This is a genomic window from Rhizobium sp. BR 315 (assembly GCF_050577975.1).
In the GTDB taxonomy this organism is placed as follows: Bacteria; Pseudomonadota; Alphaproteobacteria; order Rhizobiales; family Rhizobiaceae; genus Rhizobium; species Rhizobium miluonense.
On record NZ_JARWKZ010000017.1, the window covers coordinates 1 to 16,711 of the forward strand.

Consider the following 16,711-nt stretch of genomic DNA (forward strand, 5'->3'; position numbering starts at 1 on the left):
GGGGGGACGACCTGTCGAGGCCTCAACCGCTCGCCTGAATCCGAGCTGCGCAACATCAAGCCCATCGACAAAGGCATCGATCACCCGCACCGCAGCATCTGCCGCAACGTAATCCTCGATCCGGGCTGGCAACAGCGACGTCTGACCCCGATCAGTCCCTGAAATGTATCCCATGAAAATGGCCGCATCGTTTCCAATGCGGCCAACTTAATTGATTTGCCGGACTTCTCACACAGGCTGCGTTGGCCGCCCTTTTCTATTCCGCGGAACCGTCCGGAACTCTGCTTAAAGACGACTCTTCAATCGCGTTATTTTTTTGCTTCTATACGCCATTCGCGGCTGCCAAATGTTACATCGAAACGCGATAGGAAGGAGCGACCGAGCAGGCCGTCGACCTCATTTCCGAGGGCCGCATCGTTGTCCAGCACGACGGCTGTGATGTCGCTAGCTTCCACGCGTCCAACCTTCACGGTCGTGGTATTCGTATGCGTGGCCCGGGAAACGCCATTGGCCGTCTGCAGCGAGATCCCATTATTGCTGTCGACTTGCAATTTTGCGCGTGCAGCAAAGGTTTTGCTCACCGCCACGAAGCTCGCGCCGGTGTCCACAACGAACGTGCCCTCCGTGCCGTTGACCGAGACCTTGGCCAGGATCACGTTGTTGCCCTGCGTCGGAAAGCGATCGCTGCCGGTGGCGTAGGTCGAGGCACATTTTCCCATGGTCTCATAGAGCTTGATGATTCCACGAACGACCGCGGTGTCGTTGCGGTCGGGATTGGTGGAGACCCAAAGCTGAAGCGGTCCGATCGCTTCGCAATAGGCGCCAAGCTCACGATAGCTGGTGGAGATTCCTTCGAACACCGTGCTGTTCAGTATCGCGATATTGTCGGTCAGGCCGATGACCGAATAGTAATCGTCGATGGCGTCTCGATATTTCTTGGCATTTTCGCGAATTCGCGCGCGCTGAAAATAGAGGTTCGGCATTCCCGGCGACATTGCTATCACCTCGTTCGAGATCTTCAGCGCTCCGTCATAATCGCTGAGATCGTCAAGAATTTCGGCGGCAGCGCTCAGAGCAACATTGGAAGGTTTGCACTTGTTGGAGAAGGCGATGAAGACCTTGGCTGCTTCGCGGCGATAACCTTGTGTCTGCAGCTCATTTGCGAATTTGTAGACTGCGTTCCAATCGCAATGCTCACGGTGCAGCATATTGAGATAGGTTGCCATCGCCGCTCTGCCCGCAACGATGTTCGGCAAGGGTGCCATGTCGAAGTGCTGATAGACCTCCGTCAGAGCCGGATCGGTTGCGGCGCCGGTTTCCTTTTCGACATAGCCGATAACGCGGTCACCGTAGAGGTAAAACCAAATACCGGTGCATAATGCTGCGAAAATGAAGAATGTCCGGACTATGGGAGCAAACCAGCCTCTGCGGTTTGGCAATCTACCGCCGTTGCGGTCTTCGGGATCTGCTATGAGCAAGCGGCCACTCTCCCCATCGAGCTGCATCCTGGCTTCGCAACAGCCCGCAAAGAGCGCTTTCACTCCGGCGGTCGCGGCGCACCCAGCAAGGCGTCGATAAGTTGTGACGGAAGCGCGTGAATCGCGCAAGGCCCACTACAACCTTGCTCTTTGGACCAACGGGGATTTTAGCGGCCTCAGGCGGCGAGCAGTCCCTCGACGAGTTCGGGGGTGAGCTCGTCGTAGTGATAGATGATGCGGTTTGGGCCGAGGGTTTCGATGCCGACGTCGGAATAACCGAAGGGGACGGCGATCGAAGGGACGCCGGCATTGCGGGCGACGAGGATGTCGTTGACGCTGTCGCCGATCATGACGGTGCGGGCGATGTCACCGCCGGCGCGCTCGACGGTGCCGATCAGGTGCTCGGCATTCGGCTTACGCACGGCAAAGGTATCGCCGCCGGTGATGGCTTCGAAGTAGTGGGTGAGGCCGAGCCGCTCGAGCAGTGTGCGAGCGAGCGATTCCATCTTGTTGGTGCAAACGGCCAGCTTGTAGCCGTTGCTCCTCAGCATGGTGAGCGCCGCCACCAGTCCCGGATAGGGTTGCGTGGCGCCCGGCATCGCCTCGGAATAATGGGTAATGAAGCGCTGCAGCAGGGCAGGCAGCTCCTCCGATGCCAGCGTATAGCCATGCAGCTTGCAGGCCCGCTCGATCATCACTTGCGCGCCACTGCCGACGAGATGCGTGACGTCGTCATAGCTCACGGGGGGAAGCTTGAGCGCGGCGATGGTATGATTGAGGCTCACGATGAGATCTGCGTGCGTGTCCAGCAGCGTGCCATCGAGATCGAATACGACGAGGGGGGATGTCACGAGGAATCGGCCTTTGAATAGGAAAAACGAGCGTCTTTCGGAGTTAAAAGATCGCGAGGGCAATTGCAACTGAAGGCCCGGAAAGCCTCGGCAAAGAGGCGCGGGGATTTCTATGTTGTGCCGTTATTTTGGCTTTCGTTTGGCCGGAGAGCCGTGTAAACAGCAGTCCAACGTAACAATGGGAGCAGGTGGCGCATGGACGCCCGCCAGATGAAGATTGAGGCTGCAAGGGCGGCTCTGGCCTATGTTGAGAGCGGCATGCGGCTTGGGATCGGCACAGGCAGTACCGCGGAGGAATTCGTTCGGCTGCTCGCTGAAAAGGTTGCATCCGGTCTGTCGATCGAGGGCGTTCCGACCTCGGAACGGACGGCAAAGCTCTGCAACGAGCTCGGCGTTCCATTGAAGTCGCTGGACGAGCTTCCAGAACTTGACCTCACCATCGACGGTGCCGACGAGTTTGACGGGGCTTTGACGCTGGTCAAGGGCGGCGGCGGCGCGCTGCTGCGCGAAAAGATCGTCGCGGCTTCCTCGGCTCGCATGATCGTCATTGCCGACGAAAGCAAGGTGGTCCAGACCCTCGGCGCGTTTCCGCTGCCGATCGAGGTCAATCCGTTCGGCCTCGTTTCCACCCGCATTCTTATCGAGAAGGCCGCGTCGCGGCTCGGCTTGTCTGGCGCGCTCAACCTGCGCCTTTCGGGTGACAAGACCTTTGTCACCGACGGCGGGCATTTTATTATCGATGCATCTTTCGGCCGCATTCCTGATGCAGAGGCGCTGTCGATTGAGCTCAACTCGATTCCCGGTGTTGTCGAACACGGGCTCTTCATCAATATGGCGACATTAGCGATCATTGCCGGCCCTGCCGGTGCGCGCGCGTTGCGGGCGAACAATACATAGGAGCACTCATCTCATGATCAAACTAACGGGTCTTGGCCGTTTTGCCGCTGCAACCATCCTTCTTTCGGGTATCGCCTTCGGCTCTGTGAGCGCTCAGGAAGTTTCCGAAGACCAGATCAAGGCTGCGCGCGCCGCGATCACCGCACTCGGCATCACCAACCAGTTCGACAACATTCTGCCGAACCTGGCCGAGCAGCTGAAGAGCACGATGATCCAGGCCAACCCGAACTTTGGCGATGCGATCAATTCCACGGTTGACGCCACCGCTCTGGCGCTCGCGCCGCGTCGTGCGGATCTCGAGCGCGAAGCCGCCGTCACCTACGCCAAGGCCTTCTCTGCGGAAGAGCTCAAGGCAATCGCCGATTTCTACGGTTCGCCGGCCGGCAGGAAGCTCCTCAAGGATGGCCCGCTGGCAACCCGTGAGCTCTACAAGGCAGCCGATATCTGGAGCCAGGGCATTTCGCGCGACCTCGCCAACCAGAGCAATGACGCTCTGCAGAAGGTCGTGAAGGCGCCGGTCGTTTCGCCTGAAGTAACCGCCCCCGCCCAGCCCGCCGCGAAGCAGCCCGCACAGCCGGCAGCAAAGCAGCCGGCATTGAAGCTGCAAGTGCCGAAGCAGTAAGCTGCAATTCTTTGGCGCGGTCGTTCACGAGACGGAGTTTCACGTTTTCGGGATAATCGGCCGCGACAGCCTATTCAAAGCCCGGACCGCATTCCGGGCTTTTCTTTTTGTGCCCAGACTTCCTATATGAATGCCGAGCCCCATCAGCGCTTTGCGCGCGTTTTCATGTCCACAGGAGCCGCCTATGCCTTCGTTTGATTTCGACCTTTTCGTCATTGGCGGCGGCTCGGGCGGCGTGCGCAGTGCACGTGTCGCCGCGTCGCTCGGCAAGAAGGTCGGCATTGCCGAGGAATATCGCTATGGTGGCACCTGCGTCATTCGCGGCTGCGTGCCGAAGAAGCTGTTCGTCTATGCCTCGCAATACAGCGAGCATTTCGAGGACGCGGCCGGTTTCGGCTGGACGGTCGGCGAGAGCAGCTTCGACTGGAAGAAGCTGATCGAGGCAAAGGACAAGGAAATCGCCCGGCTGGAAGGCCTCTATCGCAAGGGGCTGGACAACGCCAAGGCAGACATCTTCGACACACGCGCCGAACTGGTCGACGCCCATACGGTCAAACTGCTGAAGACCGGCCGGACCGTTACGGCCGAGACCATCGTCGTCGCGACCGGCGGCAGGCCGAACCTGCATGCGGCGCTGCCGGGACACGAGCTTTGCATCTCCTCGAACGAAGCCTTCCATCTGGAGGAGCTGCCGAAGTCGATCCTGATCGCCGGCGGCGGTTATATTGCCGTTGAGTTCGCCAATATCTTCCACGGTCTCGGGGTCGAGACGACGCTGATCTATCGTGGCGCCGAGATCTTGTCGCGTTTCGACCAGGACCTACGCAAGGGATTGCATGAGGCCATGGAAGAGAAGGGCATCCGCATTCTCTGCCATGACATTATCCAGAGTGTGGAGAAGGTGGGAAGCGGGCTCGGCGTCCGGACCAAGAACGACAAATCCCTGACAGTCGATACCGTGATGCTGGCGCTCGGCCGCACGCCCAATACCGAAAATCTGGGGCTGCAGGCTGCGGGTGTCGCGGTCAACGATCAGGGTGCGATCGTCGTCGACGAATATTCGCGGACTTCCGTGCCGAACATCTACGCTCTCGGCGACGTCACCGATCGGGTACAGCTGACGCCGGTGGCAATCCACGAGGCCATGTGCTTCATCGAGACCGTCTACAAGAACAATCCGACGCGGCCGGATCACGAGCTCATTCCGACGGCCGTCTTCTCGCAGCCGGAAATCGGCACGGTCGGATTGACCGAGGAAGAAGCCGCAAAGCGTTATCCGGAGCTCGAAGTCTATCGTGCGCAGTTCCGGCCGATGAAGGCGACGCTTTCGGGCCGAGCCGAGAAGATGATCATGAAGCTGATCGTCAATGCTGCCGACCGCAAGGTGATCGGCGCGCATATTCTCGGGCATGATGCTGGCGAGATGGCGCAGCTGCTCGGCATTCCCATCAAGGCGGGCTGCACCAAGGACGATTTCGATCGTACGATGGCCGTTCATCCGACGGCATCGGAAGAACTGGTGACGATGTATTCGCCGAGCTACCGCATCCGCAACGGCGAGCGCGTGTAACAGGTGGAATTGGCGCGCTTGCGGCCTGCGCCACAAAAGATTCGAGCAGTCGCTCGCCTGCCTTTGCAAGCGGGCGACAAAGGTTTATAAGCGCGCGTTATTTTACGACGACGGGACGCCCGGCAAAGGCCGGGCGCGCAAGCAGGTGAGTGATATGGCACAGAATTGGACACCCAGCAGTTGGCGGCAAAAACCGATCCAGCAGGTGCCGGATTTTCCGGACAAGGCAGCGCTTGCAGAGACCGAAGCCCAGCTTGCAAGCTATCCGCCGCTGGTTTTTGCTGGCGAAGCCCGCCGTCTGAAGGCTCATCTTGCCAACGTCGCTGAAGGCAACGGTTTCCTGCTGCAGGGCGGTGATTGCGCCGAAAGCTTCGCGGAACACGGCGCGGACAACATCCGCGACTTCTTCCGCGCCTTCCTGCAGATGGCCGTCGTGCTGACCTTTGGCGCGCAGCTGCCGGTGGTGAAGGTCGGTCGTATCGCCGGCCAGTTCGCCAAGCCGCGCTCCTCGAACATCGAAACGCAGAATGGCGTGTCGCTGCCGAGCTATCGCGGCGACATCATCAACGGCATCGATTTTACCGAAGAAGGGCGTATTCCCAATCCCGAGCGCCAGCTGATGGCTTATCGCCAGTCTGCGGCGACGCTCAATCTGCTGCGTGCCTTTGCAATGGGTGGTTATGCCAACCTCGAAAATGTACAGAAGTGGATGCTCGGCTTCGTCAAGGACAGCCCGCAGGGCGAGCGCTATCGCAAGCTTGCCGATCGCATCGGCGAGACCATGGATTTCATGAGAGCGATCGGCATCACCGCAGAGAGCAATGCGAGCCTGCGCGAAACCGATTTCTTCACCAGCCATGAAGCGTTGCTGCTCGGCTACGAAGAGGCGTTCACCCGCGTCGACTCCACCTCCGGCGACTGGTACGCGACCTCGGGCCATATGCTCTGGATCGGCGACCGCACGCGCCAGGCAGATCACGCGCATATCGAATATTTCCGCGGCATCAAGAACCCGATCGGCCTCAAGTGCGGTCCTTCGCTGCAGGCGGACGATCTGATCAACCTGATCGATATTCTCAACCCCGAGAACGAGGCCGGCCGTCTGACGCTGATCTGCCGTTTCGGTCACGACAAGGTTGCCGACAACCTGCCGCGCCTCATCCGCGCCGTCGAGCGCGAAGGACGCAAGGTCGTCTGGTCCTGCGATCCGATGCACGGCAATACGATTACGCTCAACAATTACAAGACGCGGCCGTTCGAGCGCATCCTGTCGGAAGTCGAAAGCTTCTTCCAGATCCATCGCGCCGAAGGCACGCATCCGGGCGGCATCCACATCGAGATGACCGGCAAGGACGTGACCGAGTGCACGGGCGGTGCCCGCGCCGTCGGCGCCGAGGACCTGCAGGATCGCTACCACACGCACTGCGACCCGCGTCTCAACGCCGATCAGGCGCTTGAACTTGCCTTCCTGCTCGCCGAGCGGATGAAGGGCGGCCGTGACGAGAAGCGCATGCGCGCACACGGCTGAGTGATTATCGATTTGCGGATATCGACGGGCCGGCGCAGAGCCGGCCCGTTTTTTTGTGCTGAACGGATCAATCCGGCTGAAAGAGGCTTCATTTCTTTGAGATTGACCGCGATGCCGTTCTCGGAAAAGTTCCTTCAGAAAAAGGGGACCGATCATGAGCGACGAACATTCCGGCGCCTGCCTTTGCGGCGGCGTACGTTTCAAGACCCGCGGCAAGCTGCGCGAGGTCGTGGCCTGCCATTGTTCGCAATGCCGCAAGCAGACCGGGCTTTATTATGCGGCCACCAACGTGCCGGTCGGCAACCTAATCATCGAGGGAGAGGAGGCGATCGCCTGGTATCGGGCCAGCACGTTCGCCCGCCGCGGCTTCTGCAAGACCTGCGGCTCAGCATTGTTTTGGGCTGCTGATGGCGCCGAGGAGATCTCAATCATGGCCGGGCTTTTCGATCAGCCAACCGGTCTTGAGATCGCCTATCATATCTTTTGCGCCGACAAGAGCGACTATTACAAGATTACCGACGGCTTGCCGCAATACGCGCAGGGGCGACCCTAAAGCACATCGCGATCTCTAAGATTCGCTCGTTGCGCTTTAGGTCCTTGATCTTGCGCATGTCGTTGTCGAAAAACCGCTGCACATTTTTGCGCGACATGCTTTAGCAGCAGCCTGCGCGGTTTTCCGGTTGCCCTCAGACGCTGCCCCTTTCCGCCACCAGCCTGCTGAGCCTGGAGATTTCTTCCCGCACCGATGCAAGCTCGGTCAGCACCTGCATGTCGATCTTCTGGTGCAGCGACAGAACTTCGAGCTCCGCCTTGAGATTGACCTCATAGTCTTTGGCGGCTTCGAAACGATCTCGCTCGGCCTGCCGGTTCTGCGACATCATGATGATCGGCGCCTGGATGGCGGCAAGCATGGAAAGGACGAGGTTGAGAAAAATGAAGGGGTAGGGATCGAAGGCGCCGGTAGCGAGAAGGATGGTGTTGACGACACACCAGAACACCAGGAACAGCAAGAAGCAGATAATGAAGTACCATGAGCCGCCGACGCGGGCGATGCCGTCCGCCAGGCGCTGTCCGGTCGACGATTCCGCCGAGAGGGCCGCGTTGATATCGGTCGATATGATCTTGCGCTCATGCGCCTTTCTCAGAACGCGCTTCTCTATATCGCCGAGTTCCTCGGAGGTTTTGTCGAAATGCAGATGAACGAAGTTGGGAAGACTATGCATGGGGGCTCCAGGGGTCGTGATGGCGTTGAATGCAACTATTCGACCAATAGCCAGAAATGCAACGACGGAAGAGTTTCAAAACCGATTGTGCATGGAGCCGCCGCGTGTGCCACCGTGCGGTGGCTCGCCGTTGCCCAACCGAGCAGGATGCTGGTCGCACGGCGTTTTAGACCATGGTCGGGACGGAGAAAATAGGCAGAGCAGGCACGGCCGAAAATTCATCGCGCGCGAGCGGCAGGGTCGGGGGTAAGGCACAGAACAGCCGATTGCCGTCCTGCTCTGCCGATTTTCCGGAAAATAGCGCGGCTGCCCGCCAAGGCGGAATTGATGACCAGACCGACCAGAGATTTCTCCAAATGCTGAGATATCTATGAAATTGTCATGCTTCTGTCATGAATTCCGAATGAACTGGAAGGCGGGCTAGGTATTTTCCGGGTTAAAATACGGACTATGCACGGAGCGCGATCTTTGATGTCTGGAGGCAGACGAAGGCGGTTGCGGAAGCAAGATGCCGTCGTTAAATGTATGGCATGACAGAGCAAAGCCAAATCACCCACACGATCCGCATCGCGGTTGCGCAGCTCAATCCGACGGTCGGGGACGTCTCCGGCAACCTCGCCAAGGCGCGCGAGGCGCGGGCCGAGGCGGCGCGCGAAGGCGCGCAGATCGTGTTGCTGACGGAGCTGTTCATTTCCGGTTATCCGCCGGAGGATCTGGTGTTGAAGCCGGCCTTTCTGCGCGCCTGCTGGAAAGCTGTCGAAAGTCTGGCCGCCGATACCGCCGATGGTGGACCCGGCGTTATCGTTGGTGTCCCGCGGCAGGATGATACCGGCCGCTACAATTCCGTGGCCGTGCTCGACGGCGGCAAGGTGATCTTCATCAGAGACAAGGTCGATTTGCCGAATTACGGCGAGTTCGACGAGAAGCGGGTTTTCGACGAAGGCACCATCGCAGGGCCGGTCAATTTCCGAGGCGTCCGCATCGGCATACCGATTTGCGAGGAGATCTGGAACGATCTCGGTATCTGCGAAACGCTGGCCGAGGCCGGTGCGGAAATCCTGCTGGTTCCGAACGGTTCGCCTTATTACCGCGGCAAGGTCGATGTTCGTCACCAGGTCGCGTTGCGGCAGGTGATCGAGTCAGGCTTGCCGCTCATCTTCGCCGCCCAGGTCGGCGGCCAGGACGAACTGGTTTTCGATGGTGCGAGCTTTGGCTTCAATGCCGACAAGACGCTGGCCTTCCAGATGAGTCAGTTTGAAACCGCGCTGGCGGTCACTACCTGGAAGAAGAATGACGGCGGCTGGCACTGCGCCGAAGGCCCGATGGCGCATATTCCGGAAGGCGAGGAGGCCGACTATCGCGCCTGCCTGTTGGGCTTCCGCGACTACGTGAACAAAAACGGCTTCAAGTCGGTCGTACTCGGCCTTTCGGGCGGTATCGACTCGGCAATCTGCGCCGCAATCGCAGTCGATGCGCTTGGGGAAGAGCGCGTGCGCACCGTCATGCTGCCCTATCGCTATACGTCTCAGGATTCTTTGAAGGATGCGGCGGATTGTGCCAAGGCGCTCGGCTGCCGCTACGATATCGTGCCGATCGAAGACCCCGTCACCGGCTTCGCCTCTGCCTTGTCCGATCTGTTCGAAGGGACTGAAAGCGGCATCACCGAGGAAAACCTGCAGAGCCGCGCCCGCGGCACCATTCTCATGGCGATCTCCAATAAATTCGGCTCGATGGTGGTGACGACGGGCAATAAGTCGGAAATGTCGGTTGGATATGCCACGCTCTATGGCGACATGAATGGCGGCTTCAACCCAATCAAGGATCTCTACAAGATGCAGGTCTATGCGCTGTCGCGTTGGCGCAACCTGCATGTGCCACCGGGCGCGCTCGGCCCATCGGGCGAGGTAATTCCCTATAACATCATCGACAAGGCGCCTTCCGCCGAGCTCAGACCGAACCAGACGGACCAGGATTCGCTTCCGCCCTATCCGGTGCTCGACGATATCCTTGAATGCCTGGTGGAGAAAGAAATGTCGGTCGAGGAGATCGTGGCGCGCGGTCATGACGTTGCGACCGTGCATCGCGTCGAGCATCTGCTTTATCTCGCAGAGTACAAGCGTCGCCAGTCGGCGCCGGGCGTGAAGATCACCAAGAAGAATTTCGGCCGCGATCGCCGTTATCCGATCACCAACCGGTTCCGCGATCGCTGATCGCGTTTCCGAGACAGGAAGAGGACGAATGCGTAGCTCGGTCGAGATCTATAACATCCGCACGGGTGCGAACCGGATGGTCTGGCAAACGGACCAGCTGATCGAGGCGCCGAACTATTCTCCTGACGGCCGCTATCTGCTCTTGAACAGCGACGGATTGCTTTATCGGCTACCATTGGATGGCAGCGGTGAGATCGCTCGCGTCGATACGGGCTTTGCGACCACATGCAACAACGACCACGGGATTTCTCCCGACGGGTCGCTGGTCGCGATTTCGGACAAGACACAGCACGGCAAATCCTGCATTTATGTACTGTCGGCCGAAGGCGGCACGCCACGGCAGGTGACGACCAACTTGCCATCCTATTGGCACGGCTGGTCGCCTGATGGGCAGCGTTTCTCCTATTGCGGCATTCGCGACAACGTCTTCGATATCTATACGATCTCGATCGATGGTGGCGAGGAGACGCGGTTGACGCATGGCGAAGGCCGCAATGACGGGCCGGATTTCTCCGCTGACGGGCAGTGGATCTATTTCAATTCCAGCCGTACCGGCCTCATGCAGATCTGGCGCATTCATCCCGATGGCACCGGCTTGCAGCAGGTAACTCACGACAATTATGGCAACTGGTTCGCCCATCCGTCGCCGAAGAACGACAAAGTCGTGCTGATCTCTTATGACCCCGATGTCTTCGACCATCCGCGCGATCTCAATGTTCGGATGCGGTTGATGGATATGGATGGCGGCAACCTTACAACCCTGTTCGAGCTCTTCGGCGGGCAGGGATCGATCAACGTGCCGAATTGGTCACCGGATGGAGACGAATTCGCCTATGTCCGCTACGAGCCGGCCTGACCTCTGGACACACCGTATCTCGCGCGATAGATGTGACTCGTTCTCAGGGCGCATCCGATCCGCGGGAAGGGCAAGGCCCACCTGAAGCATAGAATATGAGACTGCCACACCTCTTTTCAGTCTGTGGGCGCGGATACCGGACGTAAATGGAAGGAGGTCTATTTTGACCACGCGCTCTTTGGCTGCCAACGCCACTCTCGATTCCCTGAAAAAACAGGCCAAGGCTTTCCTCAAGGCTGTTCAGTCCGGCGACGCTTCGGCGCAAAGCCGTGTCGCACCCTATTTCACCGATTTAGCTGGCGTCGGGCTTCAGGACATACAGTTTGTCCTTGCCCGCGAATTCGGCTTCTCCAGCTGGACGAAGCTCAAGGCGCATCTGGAGACAGGTGATCGCCAGCATATTCCTCGCGACCAACTGGCCAATCAATTCCTCTCTCTCGCTGTGGTCTCCTATTTTTCCGGTATTCCAGCCGATCCGGCACGCTTTGATGAGGCGCTGGCGCTGCTGGATGAGCATCCGGAAATTGCCAGGGAAAACATTCATATCGCTGCAGCACTTGGGGACGCCGCCGGCATAAGCCGCTGGCTCGACCGCCAACCGCAGCTTCTCGATCGCAAGGCGGGTCCTTTCGACTGGTCGCCGCTGATGTATGCGGCCTATGCCCGCTTGCGCGGCCGCTCCAGCCTACCGGCAGCCAGAGAGCTGGTCAGGCTCGGAGCCGACGTGAACGCCTTCTTTCTCGATGGCGGCCAATACAGGTTCACTGTATTGACAGGCGTGTTCGGTGAAGGCGAGGCGGGAAAGGTACGGCAGCCGCCGCATCCAGAGTGCGACGCCTTTGCGCGCTTGCTGCTCGAAGCCGGTGCCGAAGCCAATGACAGCCAGGCGCTCTATAACCGGATGTTCGAGCCAGACGATGCTTGCTTGCAGCTGCTGCTGGAATACGGCCTTTCGGCTGAAGACAGGAACAACTGGCTGGTGCGCGAAGACGGCAGGCTGGTTGCCAATTCGCAGACCGTCTTCGACTATCAGCTCGCCTGGGCGCTTGAGCACCGCATGGGCTCGCGCGTGCACCTGCTGGTTGAGCATGGTGCCGATGTTCAGAAGGTCGTCCATGGACGAACGCCTTTCGAATGGGCGCGTCTTGGTGGCGATAGCGAATTGGCGGAATATTTGGTGCGCAACGGCGCTACAGCCGTGCGTCTCAAGCCGGAAGACGAATTCTATATTGCTGTCATGGACAAGGACCTCTCGCTCGGCGATCTCCTGAGGATGAAACCGTCCGGTGACATATTTGCAGCTATGCAGCGCGGGCACCCCGCCATGCTCCATGACGCTGCCGGGGAAAATGATCTGGAGGCCGTTCGCCGAATGCTGGCGCTGGGTCTCGACGTCAGTGCGATGACCAGTCGCACGCCGTTGCATGAGGCGGCACTCCATGGCCATATCGATATGGCCCGGCTGCTGATCGAGCATGGGGCCGATACCGGCATTCGCGATCCGCATTTCTATTCGAGCCCGATCGGCTGGGCCGAATATAATGGCAAGTCGGAAATGGTCGAGTTCCTGAAAGCCTACCCGTCGGATATCTTTGCCGCCGCGGCTCTCGGGCTGATCGATCAGCTGGCCGGTCTTCTCGAACGATATCCCGAGCTGATAAATATGCGTTTTGGAAAGTTCCGTCCGTACGGGCCGCCCTCCGATCGCGATTGGATGACACCACTCGGTTTTGCCATTGCCAATCGCCGGATGGAGGCTGTGCGCGTCCTGCTGGCGTGCGGTGCAGAGCGCTCTGTCAGGGAGATATCGGGCAGATCCTATCGCGATCTCGCGCAGGAGACCGGCGATGAAGCGATCATCTCGCTGCTAGGTCAGCCTGGAATGGCCTAAGAATACTGCGTTTGAGAGGTCAAGCGGAACGCGCTTGGCCTCTGGGGGCAGAGCTTCACAGAGTCCACGAGCCGCCTGCTCTATCCTGTTGTATCTGCGCAATTTCGGATAAAGAATGCCTGCATAATTCTGCAGGAATTGCTCTATTGCGTCGGCTGCGGGCCGGCGTCTTTCGGATGCTTCAGGTCGATGCCGTGGTCGGTCGCCAGAAATTGCGGCCCGACCTGACGGACCTTGTTGGCGGAGGGATCGTAGGGACGATCAGGCGGAAACTGTTGCGGCTCTGCCTTCGTCACCGCCGGTGCTTTTACCGCTGGCGCCGGCTTCTGTTGCAGGCTGGAATCCTTCTGAAGCCTCGGCGTCTCGATGACCGTGATCGAGCTTTCGGGCTGTGCGAGGGATTGCTGCTGCGGCGCATAGGCGTCGAGTTTCGTGCGCGTGTCGATGACGATATCCGGCGCGGCTGAGGCCGGTGGGCTACAGCCGTTTCTTTGCATGGCATCCAGCAGTTGCCGGCGATCGAAATCGGCCGCATCGATCCGCCCGGTGCTCTGTTCGCGCTCGTCCATGAGTTGGGCAAGATCGTGCTGCATGCTTTCCAACGACATTCTCATATCGTCGCAAATGCCGGAATTGTCGTCCCCACCGAACCCAAAGCCATCGTCAGTGGCGCAGCCCTGGTTGCGCAGGTCGCTCATCACACGCCGGATCATCACGTTTTGCTGGACGATGGCGCGCGAAAGCTGGCGCGTTTCGTCGCTCGCACCGACAACCTCGTTGGTATTAGCATAGCGGCCGCGCAATTCGTCGCACAGATCCGCCTGGGCGAAGCTCGGTGTCGCCGTCATTAGGGACAGCAAGGCGATAGAAGTCAGGTGTATGCCGCGGTTCACGATACTGTTCTCGAAAGCGGTTGAACTTTGCTGAAAGCTACACTTCGGAGCTTAACAACGTATCCATCAAAACGCATGGATTTCGAGAAGGTTCTAGCGAATTGCGATTTGCGGCCGCTCTGATTTGGCGGCCGCAAAAGGCTTGGCTCAAGCGAGCTGCGATGCTTCGACCACGGCGAGAGCCGCCATGTTGACGACGCCGCGCGAGGTGACCGAAGGCGAAAGAATATGGGCGGGAAGGGCCGTGCCGAGCAGGATCGGCCCGACATGCAATCCGTCGGTCATAGTCTTGACCACGCCGAGCGTGATGTTGGCGGCATCGAGATTGGGGAAGACGAGCAGGTTCGCTTCGCCTGATAGCGTGCTGTCCGGCATGACATGGCGGCGCAAGCTTTCGGAGATGGCGCTGTCGCCATGCATCTCACCGTCGACTTCCAGCTCCGGTGCTGCCTCGCGAACGAGCGCCAGGGCGCTGCGCATCTTCGTGGCGCTTTCCGATTCCCGTGAACCGAAGTTGGAATGGGAAACCAGGGCGGCACGCGGCTCGATGCCGAAACGCTTGATTTCCTCTGCTGCCAGGATCGTCGATTCCGCGATTTCCTCTGCGGTCGGATTAAACGTCACATAGGTATCGGTATAGAACGTCGCGCCACGCTGCGAGATGAGCAGGCTGAGCGCCGAAAAATCTCGAACATCCGGACGCTTGCCGATGATCTGGCGGACGATGCGCAAGTGGCGCTCGTAACGGCCTTCGAGGCCGCAGATCAGCGCATCGGCCTCGCCGCGCTTCAGCGCAAGCGCGCCGATCACAGTCGTGTTGGTACGAACGATCGTACGCGCCGCCTCCGGGATGACGCCGGCACGACCGACGAGCGAAAAATAGAGCTCGACATATTCGCGGAAGCGCGGGTCGTCTTCCGGATTGATAACGGCGAAATCGGTATGGGGGCGAATCTTGAGGCCATAGCGCTTCAAACGGGTCTCGATGACCGAAGGACGGCCGATCAGGATCGGCGTTGCTGTGCCTTCCTCAAGCAGAACCTGGGCGGCGCGCAACACGCGCTCGTCCTCGCCTTCGGAGAAGACGACACGCTTGCGCTCGGCAATCTTCGCAGCCGCAAAGATCGGCTTCATGATGAAGCCGGAGCGAAAGACGAAGCGGTTGAGCTCGTCCATATAGGCGTCGAAATCGGCGATCGGACGCAGCGCCACGCCGCTGTCGGCGGCAGCCTTCGCCACGGCCGGTGCGATGCGCAGGATCAGGCGCGGATCGAAGGGCGAGGGGATGAGGTAATTCGGGCCGAAGACCGGGGTTTCGCCCGTGTAGGCGCGGGCGGCAACGTCGGAAGGCTCTTCGCGGGCGAGCGAAGCGATGGCGCGCACGGCGGCCATCTTCATTTCCTCGTTGATCGTCTTGGCGCCGCAATCGAGCGCGCCGCGGAAGATATAGGGGAAGCAGAGGACGTTGTTCACCTGGTTCGGGAAATCCGAACGGCCGGTGCAGATCATCGCATCGGGACGTGCAGCGCGGGCGAGGTCGGGCATGATTTCCGGCGTCGGATTGGCGAGCGCCATGATCAGCGGCTTTTCCGCCATCTGCTCCAGCAGCTCCGGCTTCAACACGCCGGCCGCCGAGAGGCCGAGGAAGACGTCGGCGCCGGGAATGGACTCGGCAAGCACGCGCTTGTCGCTGTCCTGGGCATAGACGGACTTCCATTCGTCCATCAGGACGTTGCGGTCCTTGTAGACGAGGCCCTCGATATCGTGGACCCAGATGTTCTCGCGCTTGGCGCCGAGGATGACGAGCAGGTTCAGGCAGGCGAGCGCTGCAGCGCCGGCGCCGGAGGCGACGATCTTGACGTCCTCGATCTTCTTGCCGGCCAGTTCCAGCCCGTTGAGGATGGCGGCGGCGACGATGATGGCGGTGCCGTGCTGGTCGTCGTGGAAAACAGGGATTTCCATCTTCTCGCGCAGGCGGCGCTCGACGTCGAAGCATTCCGGCGCCTTGATGTCTTCGAGATTGATGCCGCCGAAGGTCGGCTCCAACGCGGAGATGGTGTTGACCATCTCGTCGACGGTGGGGGCCGCGACTTCGATGTCGAACACATCGATGCCGGCAAATTTCTTGAAGAGAACGGCCTTGCCTTCCATCACAGGCTTGGAGGCGAGCGGGCCGATATTGCCGAGACCGAGAACCGCCGAACCGTTGGAAATAACGGCAACGAGATTGGCGCGGGACGTATAGTCCGCGGCCGTCTCGGGGTTGTCGCGGATGGCAAGGCAGGGCGCGGCAACACCTGGGGAATAGGCAAGCGCCAGATCACGCTGATTGCCGAGCGGCTTCGTCGCCTGAATTTCGAGTTTGCCGGGGCGGGGATAGCGATGGAAATAGAGCGCCTGTTCGTCGAGGTTTCCGCTCGCCATGTTCTTGGCTGCCTTCGAAGTGTCGTCGTGCGTATCCATCCGCGTCTCCATTCCTGCCTGCACCTGCATTTGAGTCCCTCAATACATCAATCGTTGAACGTTCACAGTATGCAATTGACATGCCGGCTGCTTTTGCCGCGACAAAGTCCTGATCGCTGCCTGCTGGGCACTACGTGCGGGCGGGGCCATCCATATCTTGTCCTGTGCCCCGGCTTTGCGGCCGATCGGCTGGACCTTGCCACCCCGGTCAGACGTCGTCGAATCGACC

General features: G+C 59.7%; 13 protein-coding genes. 8 read left to right on the top strand and 5 right to left on the bottom strand.

From position 1 onward, the window contains the following. Positions 1-308: 308 nt before the first annotated feature. Both QD409_RS17660 and QD409_RS17665 read right to left on the bottom strand, forming a co-directional pair. The gene (locus QD409_RS17660) at positions 309-1,478 is read right to left on the bottom strand and encodes a TIGR02281 family clan AA aspartic protease (RefSeq protein ID WP_092854802.1); all 1,170 of its coding nucleotides are present in this window, start codon (positions 1,476-1,478) and stop codon (positions 309-311) included. A gap of 176 nt (positions 1,479-1,654) precedes the next feature. Next, a complete protein-coding gene (locus QD409_RS17665) occupies positions 1,655-2,329 on the bottom strand; it encodes an HAD family hydrolase (protein WP_430763239.1) in 675 nt (224 codons plus the stop codon). Positions 2,330-2,524: 195 nt separating this feature from the next. On the opposite strand from QD409_RS17665, the gene rpiA reads away from it, so the two are divergent. From rpiA to QD409_RS17690, 5 genes are all read left to right on the top strand, one after another. Further along, on the top strand, positions 2,525-3,226 hold the full coding sequence (rpiA, locus tag QD409_RS17670) for a ribose-5-phosphate isomerase RpiA (RefSeq protein ID WP_092854806.1): 702 nt from the start codon (positions 2,525-2,527) through the stop codon (positions 3,224-3,226). Positions 3,227-3,239: 13 nt separating this feature from the next. Continuing rightward, positions 3,240-3,848, top strand: a complete 609-nt coding sequence (locus tag QD409_RS17675; RefSeq protein WP_430763240.1) for a DUF2059 domain-containing protein — start codon at positions 3,240-3,242, stop codon at positions 3,846-3,848. Positions 3,849-4,032: 184 nt separating this feature from the next. Next, positions 4,033-5,418, top strand: coding sequence for a glutathione-disulfide reductase (gor, locus tag QD409_RS17680; RefSeq protein ID WP_430763241.1), 1,386 nt, complete (start codon positions 4,033-4,035; stop codon positions 5,416-5,418). 154 nt (positions 5,419-5,572) lie between these two features. Next, a complete protein-coding gene (locus QD409_RS17685) occupies positions 5,573-6,946 on the top strand; it encodes a class II 3-deoxy-7-phosphoheptulonate synthase (protein WP_430763242.1) in 1,374 nt (457 codons plus the stop codon). Positions 6,947-7,100: 154 nt separating this feature from the next. Then, on the top strand, positions 7,101-7,499 hold the full coding sequence (locus QD409_RS17690) for a GFA family protein (protein WP_430763243.1): 399 nt from the start codon (positions 7,101-7,103) through the stop codon (positions 7,497-7,499). 133 nt (positions 7,500-7,632) lie between these two features. On the opposite strand, the gene QD409_RS17695 is transcribed toward QD409_RS17690, so the two are convergent. Further along, positions 7,633-8,169 (bottom strand): DUF1003 domain-containing protein, encoded by a 537-nt coding sequence (locus QD409_RS17695; protein ID WP_430763244.1) that lies wholly within the window; start codon positions 8,167-8,169, stop codon positions 7,633-7,635. Between the two features lie 530 nt (positions 8,170-8,699). On the opposite strand from QD409_RS17695, the gene QD409_RS17700 reads away from it, so the two are divergent. The 3 genes from QD409_RS17700 to QD409_RS17710 all read left to right on the top strand — a co-directional run bounded on the left by QD409_RS17700 (position 8,700) and on the right by QD409_RS17710 (position 13,126). After that, positions 8,700-10,379, top strand: a complete 1,680-nt coding sequence (locus tag QD409_RS17700) for an NAD+ synthase (protein WP_430763245.1) — start codon at positions 8,700-8,702, stop codon at positions 10,377-10,379. 28 nt (positions 10,380-10,407) lie between these two features. Continuing rightward, a complete protein-coding gene (locus QD409_RS17705) occupies positions 10,408-11,235 on the top strand; it encodes a TolB family protein (protein WP_430763246.1) in 828 nt (275 codons plus the stop codon). Positions 11,236-11,398: 163 nt separating this feature from the next. Then, positions 11,399-13,126 (top strand): ankyrin repeat domain-containing protein, encoded by a 1,728-nt coding sequence (locus QD409_RS17710; protein WP_430763247.1) that lies wholly within the window; start codon positions 11,399-11,401, stop codon positions 13,124-13,126. A gap of 143 nt (positions 13,127-13,269) precedes the next feature. On the opposite strand, the gene QD409_RS17715 is transcribed toward QD409_RS17710, so the two are convergent. Together QD409_RS17715 and QD409_RS17720 are read right to left on the bottom strand one after the other, a co-directional pair. Then, on the bottom strand, positions 13,270-14,019 hold the full coding sequence (locus QD409_RS17715; RefSeq protein WP_430763248.1) for a hypothetical protein: 750 nt from the start codon (positions 14,017-14,019) through the stop codon (positions 13,270-13,272). A 147-nt stretch (positions 14,020-14,166) separates the two neighbouring features. Continuing rightward, positions 14,167-16,482, bottom strand: a complete 2,316-nt coding sequence (locus tag QD409_RS17720; protein ID WP_430763249.1) for an NADP-dependent malic enzyme — start codon at positions 16,480-16,482, stop codon at positions 14,167-14,169. Between the last annotated feature and the right edge of the window lie 229 nt (positions 16,483-16,711).